Source organism: Caballeronia sp. S22 (assembly GCF_964261745.1).
GTDB lineage: Bacteria > Pseudomonadota > Gammaproteobacteria > Burkholderiales > Burkholderiaceae > Caballeronia > Caballeronia jiangsuensis.
Window position 1 is genome coordinate 302,046 of sequence record NZ_OZ180036.1, and the last position, 14,500, is coordinate 316,545.

Sequence of the window (14,500 nt, forward strand, 5' to 3'; positions counted from 1 at the left end):
CTGTCGAGAGCACATGAGTCAAGCCAATCACGACGAGCCGTTTTTCCAGCCAGGACGCAATTGCGCGAGCGTGCGTCATGCAGAGCGCTTCAGCTTGCTCATCGACGGCGCGGATTATTTCCGCGTGCTGCGCGAGGCGCTCACGCGCGCGGAACGCACCGTGTTCATCCTCGGCTGGGACATCGACAGCCGCATGAAGCTCACGCCCGAAGGCGCGGACGATGGTTATCCCGAAGCGCTCGGCGATTTTCTGCACGCGATCACGGGCGACAAGCGACGCCTGCGCATCTACATTCTCGCGTGGGATTTCGCGATGCTCTATGCATTCGAGCGCGAGTGGCTGCCGGTCTACAAGATGGGCTGGCGCACGAACCGGCGCATCGCGTTCCAGATGGATGGCAAGCATCCGCTCGGCGGCTCGCAACATCAGAAGATCGTCGTGATCGACGATCGTCTCGCATTCGTCGGCGGTCTCGATCTCACGCGCTCGCGCTGGGATACGACCGCGCACGCGCCCGACGAGCCGCTGCGCCGCGATGCGAACGGCGCGGCCTATCAGCCGTTCCACGACGTCCACACGATGTTCGACGGCGACGCCGCACGCGAGATCGGCCTGCTAGCACGCGAACGATGGGCGCGCGCATGCGACAAGCGTCTCGCGATCCGCGCGCATCGCGCGGCCTTTCAGCAAGACCCGTGGCCGCCTTCGCGACGCGTCGATCTCGATGATGTCGATATCGCCATCTCGCTCACCGAGCCCGACTATCTCGGCCGCGCGCCGGTGCAGCAGATTCGCACGCAGTATCTCGACGCCATCGCGCGGGCGCGGCGCAGCATCTATATCGAGAACCAGTACTTCACATCCGGCACGGTCGGCGCTGCGCTCGCCGATTCGCTCGCGCGCGAGGACGGCCCCGATCTCGCCATCGTCGTGCCGCGCAATCAGAGCGGCTGGCTGCAGGAAGTGACGATGGGCGTGCTGCGCGCGCGTCTGCACACGCTGCTCAGGCGCGCCGATACGCATGGCCGCTACCGGTTGCTGTGCCCGAGCGTGCCGAATCTCGGCGACGAAATCGTCAACGTGCACAGCAAGCTGATGATCGTCGACGATGAATTGCTGATCGTCGGCTCGGCCAACCTGAACAATCGTTCGATGGTGCTCGACAGCGAGTGCAACGTGTCGATCGACGCGGGCGCCGATGCGCGCATCCGCCGCGCGATCGCGACGATGCGCGACACGCTGCTCGCGGAGCATCTCGGCTGCGAGGTCGCGGATGTCGTGCGCGAGCGCGACGCACGCGGCGGCATGAACGCCGCGATCCAGGCGCTGCTGCGCGATCGCGACGAGCATCGCACGCTGGTGCCACTCGACCCGCAAGTGTCGACGGAACTCGATCAGCTGATTCCGCCCGAAGCGCTGATCGATCCCGAAACGCCGATCGCCGCCGACGAACTCGTCGATCAGTTCGTGCCCGCGGAGAAGACGCGCCCGCTCATCGGACGCTTCGCGCTGCTCGGCGTGTTCGCGCTGATGATCGTGGTGGTGGCGGCGCTGTGGCACTGGACGCCGCTCGGCGACTACGCGAACCTGAAGTCGCTCACGAGCGCAACGCGCCATATAGACTCGCTGCCGCTCGCGCCGTTGTGGATCGTCGTCTGTTACGTCGTCGCGGCGGTCATGTCGGTGCCGATCACGCTGCTCATCGCGGCGACGGGCCTCGTCTTCGGCGCGTCATGGGGCGGCGCTTACGCGTTCCTCGGTACGACGATCGCGGCGGCCATTTCCTATTCGCTCGGCAACTGGCTCGGCCGCGATGCGGTGCGCAAGCTCGCGGGCGCGCGCGTGAACCGGCTGTCCGAGCGCGTCGCGAAGCGCGGCATCGTCGCGGTGGTCGTGTTGCGGCTGCTGCCGGTCGCGCCGTTTGCGATCGTCAATCTGGTCGCGGGCGCATCGCATATCCGCATGCGCGACTTCATGATCGGCACGATGCTCGGCATGGGTCCCGGCATCCTTCTGACGGTCGCGTTCGCGCATCAGCTCGTCGCTTCGCTGCATCGGCCGACGATCGGCTCGTTCGCGGTGCTGATCGGCATCGGCGCGGTGTTGATCGGCGTGTCGCTGCTGCTGCAACGCTTTCTCGGCCGCGCGGATCAGAAGGAAGCCCACGAAGGCGCGCCGGGCGATGCCGACAAGCCGCGCGCAAGCGACGAAGCCCGGCGCGCGAGCGAGCTGCGCGAGAACGGCACGATGCCGCGCGATGCGGCGGCGCGCGCATCGACGAGAAACGAGCGGCCCGACGAGGTCAACTCATGACGTCGATGCGTGGAGAGCTGCGTATCGCGACATACAACCTGCATGGCGCGATAGGCATCGACGGGAAGTTCTCGCCCGAGCGCATCGGCGCAGTGCTCGCGGAGATCGATGCCGACATCTTCGCGCTGCAGGAAGTGCCGCTCGGCGGCAGCGGCTCGCCCGATGTGCTCGACGTGCTGCAACGCATGACGAACCTTCACGCGGTCGCGGGCCCGACGCTCGATACGCCCGAGCGCCGTTACGGCAACGCGGTGCTCACGCGCTATCCGGTGCGCGCGGTGCGCACGCTCGATCTGTCGTTCAGAAGCCGCGAGCCGCGCGGCGCACTCGATGCCGACATCGATTGCGGCGGCGAACTGTGGCGCGTCGTCGCGACGCATCTCGGTCTTGCATCGAGCGAGCGGCGTGCACAAGTGGAGCGAGTGTTGCAAAACTTCGATACGCCCGCGCTGCCCGTGATCCTGCTCGGCGATCTCAACGAGTGGTTCGTCTATGGCCGCACGTTGCGACGGCTCGTCACGCACTTTCATCGCGCGAGCGCGTTGCGCACCTTTCCGACGCGCTATCCGCTCTTCGCGCTCGATCGCATCTGGGTGCATCCCGGCGAGCGTCTCATGCGTGTCGACGTGCATCGCACACGGCTGTCGCGCGTCGCTTCCGATCACTATCCGCTCATCGCTCACATCGCGCATCGCGCGTTTGCATCGTCCATGCAGGGTTAAAACGCATGACGTGTTCGATGTAAACGCAGCGAAGAACATCGCCAAGGATGCCTTCATGGCTCGCGTGTCAGCGCGACACCACGAAAAACCCCTATAAAAACGATATAAAAGCGCAAAAGACTCGCACGAACTCGCTTGGCCTATGTAGAATCCGGCGTGATACGAACGCATCGGTGCGAACGTATTCGAATATCACTGACCAAAAAACAGGTAGGAGAAACATGCCGACTTCCGCTAAAACCGCTGCAAAGAAGGCCCCGGCCAAGAAGGCCACGGCGAAGACCGCCGCCGCACCGGCGAAGAAAGCTGCAGCACCGAAGGTTGCCGCGAAGAAAGTAGCCGCGAAGAAGACCACGGGCGCTCCCTCGCCGATCAAGGATACGTTCACGAAGGCATCGCTCGCGACGCATCTCGCAGATCGCGCCGCTGTCGATCTCAAGGCTGTGAAGGCCGTGCTGGTCGCGCTGGAAGACACCATTCTCGGTTCGATCCACAAGAAGGGCGCCGGCGAATTCACGCTGTCGGGCCTGCTGAAGATCTCCGCGCAATCCGTGCCGGCGAAGAAGAAGCGCTTCGGCAAGGACCCGTTCACGGGCGCAGAGCGCTGGTTCCCGGCCAAGCCGGCAAGCGTTCGCATCAAGGCGCGCGCGTTGAAGAAGCTGAAGGACGCAGCGGCTTAAGTTTCTCTAGCCTGCGTTGCGGCTTTGGTTTCGTTGGTGAAATCGAAGCTCGATGAAAAAGAGGCCAGCTTCCCTTCAGTGGGATGCTGGCCTCTTTTGCTTGTGCGTTTCGATCAGCTGCGCACGTTGAATGGCGCGAAGACCTCGCTCAACCAGTCCGCGAAAACCCGTACGCGTGCGGAGAGCTGACGGTTCTGCGGATAGAGCACGGAGACGGGCATGGGCGGAGGCGGAAGGTCGGGAAGCACGACTTGCAGACGGCCATCGGCGAGCGCATCGTCGATGTGATAGCGCGGCACCTGCACGATGCCGAGCCCTGCGATCGCCGCTTGCGTATAGAGTTCGACGCCCGACACCGAAATCGCCGCACGCAGTTCGATGGTCTCGATACGCTCATCGACCGTGAATTCCAGCGGCAGCACGCGGCCCGTCGCGCTCGATACGAAGTTCACCGCGCGATGCGACGCCAGCGCTTCGAGATCATGCGGCACGCCTTCACGCGCGAGATACGCGGGACTCGCGACGGTCACCTGTTCGAGCAGCGCAACGCGCCGGCCGATCATCGACGAATCCTGCAACGTGCCCGCGCGCAGCACGCAATCCACACCTTCGCGCACGAGATCGACGAGCCTGTCGTCCTCGCCGATATGCAGTTCGATCTGCGCATGCCGTTCGAGAAACGCGGGCAGTCCCGGCATGATGAAGTGCCGCGCGAGCGTGCCTTGCAGGTTCACGCGCAACAGACCCTTCGGCGCAGTATGTCGGAACGAGCCTTCCGCTTCCTCAAGATCCGCGATCAGACGCACGCAACGCCGATAATGTTCCTCGCCGTCATGCGTGAGACGCACGGTGCGCGTCGTGCGTTCGAGCAGGCGCGCGCCGAGCCGCTCTTCCATGCGCTTCATCAGATTGGTGACGGTGGCGCGCGGTATCTGCAGATCGTCGGCGGCCTGCGTGAAGCTGTGCCGCTCCGCGATGCGCACGAAGACCTGCATTTCCTGGAATCGATCCATGAGTTCGAGATTGTTGAAGCAACTGGAACGATGATACTAAGCCACACGCGATGATCGCGGAAACGGAATGATTCATCATGCTTCCCATCGAACAGCTTTCCTTGAGGAGCACATCATGAGTCAGATCAATACGAAGCGCGTGGCCGTCGTCACGGGTGCATCGCGCGGCATCGGCGCACAGATCGCGCGGCGTCTCGCGCGCGACGGCTTCGCGGTCGCGGTGAACTATGCGTCGAGCGCGAAGGAAGCGGATGCGCTCGTCGCCGAATTGCGCGAAGCGGGAAGCGCATCGATCGCGGTGAAGGCGGATGTCGCCAACGCCGACGACGTGCACCGCATGTTCGAGACCGTCGAAGCGGAACTCGGCAAGATCGATGCGCTGATCAATAACGCGGGCGTGCTCAAGACCGTGCCGCTCGCCGACACGAGTGACGCGCTCTACGAGCAGACCTTCGATATCAACGTGCGTGGCACCTTCAACACGCTCCGCGAAGCGGCGGCGCGCATGAACGGCGGCGGACGCATCGTCAATTTCTCGAGCACGACGCTCGCGCTCAACATGCCTGGTTACGCGATCTATAACGCGACGAAGGCCGCGATCGAATCGTTCACGCATGTATTCGCGAAGGAGTTGCGCGGACGCGGCATCACGGTGAACGCGGTTGCGCCGGGGCCGGTAGCGACGTCGCTCTTTCTCGACGGCAAGACCGACGAACAGATCGCCACGTTCTCGAAGATGCCGCCGCTGGAAAGACTCGGTCAGCCGGACGATATCGCGTCGGTGGTCGCGTTTCTCGTCGGGCCGGATGCGGGCTGGGTCAACGGACAGGTGCTGCGCGCGAACGGCGGCATCGCGTGAGCCGCGCCTAGAACATCAGCGCGAACTGATCGATGGCGATGGCGCGGGGTTTCGTCGCGCGTTTCGTCTGCTGTGTGATGGTTGCGGCGACCGCGCGCACAGGCGCGTCCTGCACGACGAGATGAAACGCCGGCCGCGCATCGCAGGCGATCCACGCGAGCTGTCCTGACGCGAGACGTTTCGCGATCAGGCTGTACACGTCGGAATCGAAAGGACGCAGATCGGGTGCATCGGCGAGCAGCGGCGCGATGTCGGCACGCGTCGCGCATGTGCCGATATAGCTCCATCGATCGATCACGTGCCATGCCTCGCGGCCGGTTTGTTCGTCGCGCTCGGCAATGGCGATCGGCCCTTCATGCGGCCATTTCACGAGGCGCGCATGATCGAGCGCGGCAAGCGCGCGGGTCGCGTGATCCGCGAGCGCTTCCGCTCCCGCACACGATCCGAGGCAGCGTTTCACCTGATAGCCGAAGCAGCCGCGGCCAAGGGACAGCGGCGCTTTTTCGAGTCCGAGCGTCGCGTGACAGAGCGTGTGTTCGTCGGCGACACGGCGCATGAACGCAAGCGCCTTCGCGCGCGATGCGAACACGCCGAATAGATGATCCTCGCGCGACAGATCGCGCCGGTTCGCCTTCACGAGCGCCGGTGCGCTCGCGCCCGGCAGCCACTTCCATGCGCACGTGCCCGACGCGCCCTTCAGCAGGCGATTGTGCGTCGGCTTCAATGCCTTCACGAGCTTCGCTTCGAGCAGCAGCGCGCCGAGTTCCCCGACCGTCTCCCGGCATTCGATGCGACGGATGGCCTGCGAGATCGACAAGTCCTTCTGAAGCCTGTGATCGCCCGAAAAATGGGCCGCGACGCGCTGTTTCACGTTGATGCTCTTGCCGACATAGAGCGGCACGTCTTGGTCGCCGTGAAAGAGATAGACGCCGGGCGTCGATGGCAACGCATCGAGCGCGCCTTCGGGCAGCGCGGCGGGCAAGCTCGCGCGCCGCACCAGCGTTTTGATGGCGGCATCGACGAGATCCTGCGAATAGAGCGCGTGAATCTTCTGCCAGAACTGCCATAGGAGATCGGCATCGGCGAGCGCGCGATGGCGTCCTTCGGGCGCGAGATTCAGGCGCGCGATGAGCGCATCGAGACCATGCCGCTCCACCGATGGAAAGAGCGCGCGCGAGAGCCGCACCGTGCACAGCGTATCCGCGCGAAACGCGATGCCCGCGCGCCGGAACTCGTTCTTGAGAAAGCCGTAATCGAAGCGCGCGTTGTGCGCGACGAAGAGCTTGCCATGAAGACGTTCGGCGAGCGCGGGCGCGAGCGATTCGAAGCTCGGCTGGCCGCGCAGCATCGAATCTTCGATGCCGGTCAGGCGCGAGATGAAAGGCGGCACCGGCACGCCCGGATCGACGAGCACGCTCCAGCGCTCGATGCCCGCCGTGCTCGCTTCCACCACGCCGATCTCGGTGATGCGATCCTCGGTTGCGTTCGAGCCCGTGGTTTCCAGATCGACGAACACGATCGGGCGCGCGAGTCCCGCGAGCAGGGCATCGGCGAGGGAGTCGGTTTCTTCTTCGAGCGTGTCGGACATGGGTGAAACGTTGAGCATGAACGCCGAGTCTAGCGCAAACGGGCATGCACCATTGCGGCACGTTAAAAAATTCGCACGCGCGAAGTGCTTTCGTTCGATACTGCGAAAAAGCCGCTGAAACAACGCGAAGGACGCAATGATGCAGATCTACGATGAAATGCGTCAGGACGACTCCGTGCGCCGTCACTACGCACGGTTTTCGCGCTGGCTCGCAATGCAGAGCCCCGAGACGATCGCGCGCAAGCGGGCGGAGGCGGACGTGCTGTTCCGGCGCGTCGGCATCACGTTCGCGGTGAACGGCGACCTGTCCGGCACCGAGCGGCTGATTCCCTTCGACATGATTCCGCGCATCATTCCCGGCGACGAATGGCGCGTGCTCGAAGCCGGTTTGCGGCAGCGCGTGCAGGCGCTCAATCTCTTTCTGCACGACGTCTATCACAACGGCGATATCGTGCTTGCCGGGCGCATTCCCGCGGAGCAGGTCTATACGAACGCGCAGTATCGGCCGGAGATGCAGGGCGTGGACGTGCCGCTCGACGTGTACGCGCATATCGCGGGCGTCGATGTCGTGCGCGCGGGTGGCGCGGGCGAGTTCTATGTGCTCGAAGACAATCTGCGCGTGCCCTCGGGCGTTTCGTACATGCTCGAAAACCGCAAGATGATGATGCGGCTCTTCCCCGAACTGTTCGTGCAGAACCGCGTCGCGCCGGTCGCGCATTATCCCGATCTGTTGCTGGAGACCCTGCGTTCGATCGCGCCCGAAGGTGTCGACGACCCGGCCGTCGTCGTGCTGACGCCCGGCATGTACAACTCGGCGTATTTCGAGCACACGTTCCTCGCGCAGCAGATGGGCGTGGAGCTCGTCGAAGGCAAGGATCTCTTCGTCGACGACAACTACGTCTTCATGCGCACGACGCACGGGCCGCGCCGCGTCGACGTGATCTATCGCCGCGTGGACGACGACTTTCTCGATCCGCTCGCGTTCCGTGCGGATTCGGCGCTCGGCATTCCGGGCTTGCTGACGTCGTATCGCGCGGGCCGCGTGACGCTCGCGAACGCGATGGGCACCGGCATCGCCGACGACAAATCGATCTATCCGTTCGTGCCCGACATGATCGAGTTCTATCTCGGCGAGAAACCGATCCTCAACAATGTGCCCACCTATCAGTGCCGCAAGCCGGACGATCTCGCGTACACGCTCGCGCATCTGGCGGAGCTCGTCGTGAAGGAAGTGCACGGCGCGGGCGGCTACGGCATGCTCGTCGGGCCGGCATCGACGAAGGACGAGATCGAAGCGTTTCGCGCGCTGTTGCTGGCGCGGCCCGAAGGCTATATCGCCCAGCCGACGCTCGCGCTCTCCGCGTGCCCGACCTTCGTGGATGCGGGCATCGCGCCGCGTCATATCGACTTGCGGCCGTTCGTGCTCTCCGGCCGCGAAGTGTCGATGTGCGCGGGCGGCCTCACGCGCGTCGCGCTGCGGGAAGGCTCGCTCGTCGTCAATTCGTCGCAAGGCGGCGGGACGAAAGATACCTGGATGGTCGATTGACTCACTTACCGCACATGACCTCATGCTGAGCCGCACTGCCGATCACCTGTTCTGGATGGCGCGCTACATGGAACGCGCGGAGAATACCGCGCGCATGCTCGACATCGACATGGAAGGCGCGCTCCTGCCGCAAACGCCCGAACAGGAGGCGCGCGGGCAACGCTCGGTGCTGAAGATATCCGAGCTTGAGGAGATGTTCGACGAGCGTCATCCGGGATCGTCCTCGCGCGACGACATGCTGCATTTCATGGTCGCCGATGCGCGCAATCCGTCGAGCATCCTCTCCTGCCTCCAGGCGACGCGCGAGAACGCGCGGGCGGTGCGCGGCACGCTCACGACGGAAGGCTGGGAGACGATCAACTTCACGTGGCTCGAATTCAATCAGCGGCTTGCGAACAGGGAACTCGAAACGGGCCCGGACGCGCTGTTCGAATGGGTCAAGTACCGCTCCAATCTGTGCCGCGGCGTGATGCAGGGCACCGCGCTGCGCGACGACGCGTTCTTCTTCATGCAGCTCGGCGCCTATCTCGAACGCGCGGACAACACGGCGCGCATTCTCGATGTGCGCTTCGCCGATGCGACGCCCAACTCGCGCGAGGCGGCGCGCCAGCTCGAAGACTTCTATTACTGGACGTCGATCCTCAGTTCGGTGTCGGCGCTGGAGATATATCGCAAGGTGTATCGCGATGTCGTGACGCCGGCGCGCGTCGTCGAACTGCTGATTCTCAACGAGCAGATGCCGCGCTCGCTGCTCGCCTCGCTCGATGGCGTCTGCGATACGCTCGCGAAGCTGCGCACGGATGCGTCGAAGGATTGCGAGCGCTTCGCGGGCAAGCTGCGCGCGGACGTGCTGTACTCCGACATCCGGCTGATTCTGGAGACGGGCGTGCACGCGTGGCTCACGCAGTTCCTGAAGCGCGTCGATGAACTCGGCCTGCAAGTGATGCACACCTTCCTCATGTTGCAGATTGCGTGAATCATGCTGCTGACCATACGCCACGACATCCGCTACCACTACGCCACGCCCGTGACGTATTCGATCCGGCAGTTTCGCGTGAGCCCGGCGAGCGGCGCTTCGCAGATCGTGCGGCACTGGCATGTCGAAGCGCCGGGCAAGCTCGATGCGGCGCGCGACGCCTATGGCAACGCGCTGCACACGCTCGTGCTGACGAAGCCGCACAGCGAGATTCACGTGAGCGTGACGGGCGAAGTCGCGACGGAAGCGCTGCCCGATGGCCGTCTCTTCGACGAAGCCGGGCCGATTCCGCTCGAGCATTTCACCTGCGCGACGCCGCTCACGATGCCCGATGCCGCGATCCGCGCGCTCGCGCACAGCGTGCCGTCGCTCGATACGCCCGCGTCGCTCGTCTCGCTGGCGGAGCGCATCGGCGAGCGCGTGCTGTATCGCAGCGAGCCGGCGTATGCCGCGGGCACGGCCGCGCTGGCGATCGCGAGCGGCTTAGGCGACGCGCGCGATATCGCGCATCTGCTGCTCGCGTGCTGCCGCGCGCGAGGCGTGCCCGCGCGCTGCGTGAGCGGCTATTTCGACGCCGGCGCGGACGAGGCCGTGACGATGCACGCATGGACCGATGTCTGGGTGGAACACGGCTGGATATCGGTGGATGCGACCCAGGGCGCGTTCGCGGGCGAGCGCCACTGCCGGCTCGCGGTGGCGCGGGACCACGAGGCGGCAGCGCCGATGCGCGGCTCGCGTGTGGGCGGCAAGGAGGAGACGCTCTCGGTGCACGTCGGTATCGACACGCTGTGGGATCAGTAACGGGAGGGATGCGACGCGCGTTCGCGCTCAGTACAATGAGGGTTTGCTTGTTTCAGGATCGATTGACATGACTTATTGCGTGGGCATGTGCGTGGAGGAGGGACTCGTGTTCCTGTCCGACACGCGCACCAACGCCGGCGTGGACCACGTGAGCGCCGCGCGCAAGATGGTTGTTTTCGAACAACCGGGCGAGCGCGTGATCGTTTTGCTCGCGGCGGGCAATCTCGCGCTGACCCAGGCCGTGACGCATCTGCTCGCGGAACCGACCGACCCCGGCGCACCCACGCTCTACAGCGCGCCGACGATGGCGGAAGCGGCGCGTATCGTCGGCGATGCGGTGCGGGAGGTGCATCGGCGCGACGCGCTGTCGCTCGCGGAGTTCAGCGTCGACTTCAATTGCAGCTTCATCCTCGGCGGACAGATTTGCGGCCAGCCCCCGCGTCTTTTCATGATCTATGCGGCGGGTAATTTCATCGAATCGACGCGCGTGTCGCCGTATTTTCAGATCGGCGAATCGAAGTACGGCAAGCCGATCATCGATCGCGTCATCACGCCGGCATCGCCGCTCGACGAAGCCGCGAAATGCGCGCTCATTTCGATGGATTCAACACTGCGCTCGAATCTTTCGGTCGGTCTGCCGCTCGATCTGCTGGTCTATGAAAAGGACTCGCTGCGCGTCACGCGCTTCGCCACGCTCGACAACAACAGCGCCTATTACCAGATGATCAACAAGACGTGGGGCGAGCGTCTGAGGCAGCTCTTCGGCGAGATTCCGAACCCTTCCTGGACCGAGCTCGACAACGTCCCGCTGCGCCCCCGCGAAACGCGCAGCACGGTTCCGCGGCTCGTCATCGGTGACCTGCCGTGTCCGGGCGCGCCTGCGCAGACACTCGCGGAAGACGTCGAAAAGGGCAACGCGCCGCAGCTCTGACGTAACAATCGCGAGCACGAAAAAAAACAGCCATCGGAAAACCGATGGCTGTTCGAGGGTACTGCGGTCCTCCCGGCGCGGCACTTGCGTGCCGCGCCAGTCGGTTGTTCTTAGAACTTGTGGCGCAGACCGATGAGCACCAGTTCCTGGTGGCTGCGGCCGCTGGCGAAACCGAAGTCGCTGATCGAGGCTTGCGCTTCTTGCGTCGTGCCGTCCGCGTTGCGCTGCGTGCCGCTCGCGTGCTGATAGGCGCCGACAGCGTAGACGTCGGTGCGCTTCGACAGCGAGTAGTCCGCGCCGATCGTGACCTGGTGGTAGTTCGCCGACGTATCGCCGCTTGCGTGCGTGTACGTGTAGCCCAGACCGAGCAGCGTTGCCGGCGTCAGCTGGAAGTTCAGGTACGTGTTGGCCACGTTGAACTTCTCTTGTTCCGTGAACGTCGAGTTGCCGTCGTTCTTGTACTGCGCGAAGCTGTACGAAGCGCCGACCGTGAACGGGCCGAACACGTACTGGCCTGCACCGCGCGCGATACCGATCGCGTGGGCCGTGTCGTAGCCGGCGTTGATGACCGTGTTGAACAGCGAGTCCGACGACGGGCTGTTCCAGCCGGCCGCGCGGTTCGCCGACGGGTTGTTCACGTACAGGTAGCTGGCCGCGATCGAGAACGGACCGTTGCCGTACGTTGCCGCACCGCCCCAGGTCTGGCCCTGGCCGGTCGTGCCCGCCAGGTTGCTGAAGCCGTAGATGCCTTCGAACTGGAAGCCACCGAACACCGGCGAAACGTACTTGACGGCGTTGTTCACGCGCAGGCTGTTGTCGTAGTTGTCGACGTCGCCCGGCGTTGCGACTGCAGCGCCCCAGTAGTTGTCGCCCGTGAGGCCCTGAACCATGTCGACGGACGGGTCATACTGACGACCCAACGTGACCGTACCCCACTGGTTGCCGCTCAAACCGACGAACGCTTGACGGCCGAACAGGCGACCGTTCTGGTTCGACTGGCCCGTGCCCGGATCGAAGCCGCTTTCCAACTGGAAGATTGCCTTCAGGCCGCCACCCAGGTCTTCCTGACCCTTCAAGCCCCAACGCGGGCCGGAGAGCGTGCCGTTGACCATGCCGAACAGATGGTCGCCGTTTTCGTTGGCGTGGCTCACGTAAGCGAGACCGGTATCGATCACGCCATAGAGCGTGACGCTGCTTTGTGCTTGCGCCGCACCTGCTGCGCCGAGGAGCGCCAGCGAGAGGGACGTCAGTGCGATTCGTTTCATCGAATTCTCCACGCGAATGATTAAAATCGTTGTTGCCGGCGCAGAGAATAACGCAACGTTTCGTAACTTAAGAAACGAAAAAATATTGACTGTCTCGAAAAACACACACTCGGGTCTGACGCCCGCCTGTAAAGGTTTTTCCGGCAGTCTAAAAACGAATTTTGGGAGACAGGCGTGTCTTGGAAAAGTTCCGCGCGCAATCGGACATTCGAATCGGGATTTTTAGCGCCGATATTCGATTACGCTCGATTCAAATAACAAACCGCTTTCTCGACGGCTGATTTTTCGGATTGGATGGACAGCCGTGTTGCAGCGCGTGAAAGTCAGTTTCGAAAGTCCGATGCGTCTTCACGTGCGGAATCGCGCCGGGACAAAAGCGCAACCGCCATTCCCGCGCTCGCCGCGAAAAGCACCGCGCGCCACGGATGCCGCCGCACCGCCGCGTTGGCATTCGACGCCTTGCGGCCGGCGCCGACCATCGCGAGCGCGGTGACGCGAGTCGCGGTCGATTCCGCCCGCGCCAGCTTGCGCGACAACTCCAGCGCCCGCGCCACGGCGGACACCTTCTTGCGCGCCTGTCCTGTCAGTTGCTGCGCATGCTGCGCGCGGGCGCCGATCGCACGTCGCGCGCTCACCGGGACGGGCGCGTCCATGCGAGCGCTCGCCGGCGTGATGGGCGCGTCCGTCGACGCGCCAGCGGCAAGCGGCGTCGCGGAGCGCGTCGATGCGGCGAGCATCGAGCCGATCTTCGCGCGGCTTCCTGGAGGTACATGGCCATTGTTCTGCTGTCCCCACGCGCCGCGCGGATCATGCAGACGCGCGCGCGCCGCCGAAAACTCCGCGCCGAGCAGGAGCACGGCGGCGGAGAAGTACAGCCACATCAGCAGCACCGCGAGCGATCCCGCCGCGCCGAACGCGCTCGCGGTGCCCGCGTGCGTCAGATACAGCGCGAACAGCTTCTTGCCCGCCGAGAACAGCAAAGCAGCGACGAGCCCGCCGACGAGCGCATCGCGCCATTCCACCGGCGCATCGGGCAAGAACTTGAGCAGTGCGCCGAACGCGACCGTGAGAATCGCGAGGCCGACGGCGAGCTGCACGACATCGCCGACGATCACGAACGGCGAATTCGCCCACAGCCACATGCCGACCGCCTGAATCGCGGTATCGAGTACGAGCGAAACGATCAGCAGAAACGCGACGCCGAGCACGAGCCCGAACGACACGAGCCGCACGCGCACCATCGCCATGACGCTGGAACGCTGATCGCCCGTCATCGGCCAGACGATATTGAGCGCCGTATTGAGCGATGAAAACGTCGCCGACGCGCCGACCGCCAGCAGCATGAACGAAATGATCGCGGCAATGCCGGTCCCGCCGCTGCGATGCGCGTTCTCCACGATGCTCTGCACGCCGGAGGCGGCCTGATCGCCGAGGAGTCCGTTCACCTGATGAAAGAGCTGCCCGCGCGCGGCTTCCGGCCCGAACACCCAGCCCGCGACGGCGATCACCATGACAAGCGTGGGCGCGAGCGAGAACGCCGAGTAGAAGGCGATGCTCGCGGCCATCGCGGCGCAGCGGTTTTCCGAGAACTGCTTGAGCGCACCGAGCACCCAGGAAGCATCTTTTTTCACGACCGCTTCGATCTTCTGCGTGGACACGGAACTCATGACGACCTCTCGATTCGATGATGGAGCGCGGATGCCCGGCGACGTTCATCCGTTCGAGCACGTTCCATTCCAGAACATGCGCAAGCGGGCCTGCGATTTGCTAAACGAGCGAAGTTTGTGTCGGCGAACGGGCGCATT

12 protein-coding genes are annotated in these 14,500 nt (G+C 64.3%); 8 read left to right on the plus strand and 4 right to left on the minus strand.

Translation table 11 applies throughout. The annotated features are described in order from the left end of the window. The first annotated feature begins 13 nt into the window (after positions 1-13). The 3 genes from ACEN42_RS16500 (at position 14) to ACEN42_RS16510 (ending at position 3,716) form a co-directional block, all read left to right on the plus strand. Positions 14-2,314, plus strand: coding sequence for a VTT domain-containing protein (locus ACEN42_RS16500; protein ID WP_371881857.1), 2,301 nt, complete (start codon positions 14-16; stop codon positions 2,312-2,314). Further along, positions 2,311-3,036, plus strand: a complete 726-nt coding sequence (locus tag ACEN42_RS16505) for an endonuclease/exonuclease/phosphatase family protein (RefSeq protein ID WP_371881858.1) — start codon at positions 2,311-2,313, stop codon at positions 3,034-3,036. The genes ACEN42_RS16500 and ACEN42_RS16505 overlap by 4 nt, the downstream gene beginning before the upstream one ends. Positions 3,037-3,257: 221 nt before the next feature. After that, entirely contained in the window at positions 3,258-3,716 is a 459-nt protein-coding gene (locus tag ACEN42_RS16510) for an HU family DNA-binding protein (RefSeq protein ID WP_187608034.1), read from the plus strand. Between the two features lie 113 nt (positions 3,717-3,829). On the opposite strand, the gene ACEN42_RS16515 is transcribed toward ACEN42_RS16510, so the two are convergent. After that, entirely contained in the window at positions 3,830-4,729 is a 900-nt protein-coding gene (locus ACEN42_RS16515) for a LysR family transcriptional regulator (RefSeq protein ID WP_371881859.1), read from the minus strand. A gap of 115 nt (positions 4,730-4,844) precedes the next feature. On the opposite strand from ACEN42_RS16515, the gene ACEN42_RS16520 reads away from it, so the two are divergent. Further along, a complete protein-coding gene (locus ACEN42_RS16520) occupies positions 4,845-5,588 on the plus strand; it encodes an SDR family oxidoreductase (RefSeq protein ID WP_371881860.1) in 744 nt (247 codons plus the stop codon). A 7-nt stretch (positions 5,589-5,595) separates the two neighbouring features. On the opposite strand, the gene ACEN42_RS16525 is transcribed toward ACEN42_RS16520, so the two are convergent. Further along, positions 5,596-7,176 (minus strand): exonuclease domain-containing protein, encoded by a 1,581-nt coding sequence (locus ACEN42_RS16525; RefSeq protein ID WP_371881861.1) that lies wholly within the window; start codon positions 7,174-7,176, stop codon positions 5,596-5,598. Between the two features lie 139 nt (positions 7,177-7,315). On the opposite strand from ACEN42_RS16525, the gene ACEN42_RS16530 reads away from it, so the two are divergent. From ACEN42_RS16530 to ACEN42_RS16545, 4 genes are all read left to right on the plus strand, one after another. After that, positions 7,316-8,722 carry a circularly permuted type 2 ATP-grasp protein gene (locus tag ACEN42_RS16530; RefSeq protein ID WP_035509358.1) on the plus strand — a complete coding sequence of 469 codons (1,407 nt, stop codon included), beginning with the start codon at positions 7,316-7,318 and terminating at the stop codon, positions 8,720-8,722. Between the two features lie 22 nt (positions 8,723-8,744). Beyond that, complete coding sequence (locus ACEN42_RS16535; RefSeq protein WP_187608030.1) at positions 8,745-9,698, plus strand: alpha-E domain-containing protein; 954 nt, start codon at positions 8,745-8,747, stop codon at positions 9,696-9,698. 3 nt (positions 9,699-9,701) lie between these two features. Continuing rightward, a complete protein-coding gene (locus ACEN42_RS16540; protein ID WP_371881862.1) occupies positions 9,702-10,499 on the plus strand; it encodes a transglutaminase N-terminal domain-containing protein in 798 nt (265 codons plus the stop codon). Positions 10,500-10,566: 67 nt separating this feature from the next. After that, positions 10,567-11,430 carry a peptidase gene (locus ACEN42_RS16545; protein ID WP_371881863.1) on the plus strand — a complete coding sequence of 288 codons (864 nt, stop codon included), beginning with the start codon at positions 10,567-10,569 and terminating at the stop codon, positions 11,428-11,430. Positions 11,431-11,540: 110 nt separating this feature from the next. Here ACEN42_RS16545 and ACEN42_RS16550 read toward each other — a convergent pair whose 3' ends face one another. Continuing rightward, the gene (locus ACEN42_RS16550; RefSeq protein ID WP_371881864.1) at positions 11,541-12,695 is read right to left on the minus strand and encodes a porin; all 1,155 of its coding nucleotides are present in this window, start codon (positions 12,693-12,695) and stop codon (positions 11,541-11,543) included. 323 nt (positions 12,696-13,018) lie between these two features. After that, positions 13,019-14,362 (minus strand): YhjD/YihY/BrkB family envelope integrity protein, encoded by a 1,344-nt coding sequence (locus ACEN42_RS16555; protein ID WP_371881865.1) that lies wholly within the window; start codon positions 14,360-14,362, stop codon positions 13,019-13,021. Between the last annotated feature and the right edge of the window lie 138 nt (positions 14,363-14,500).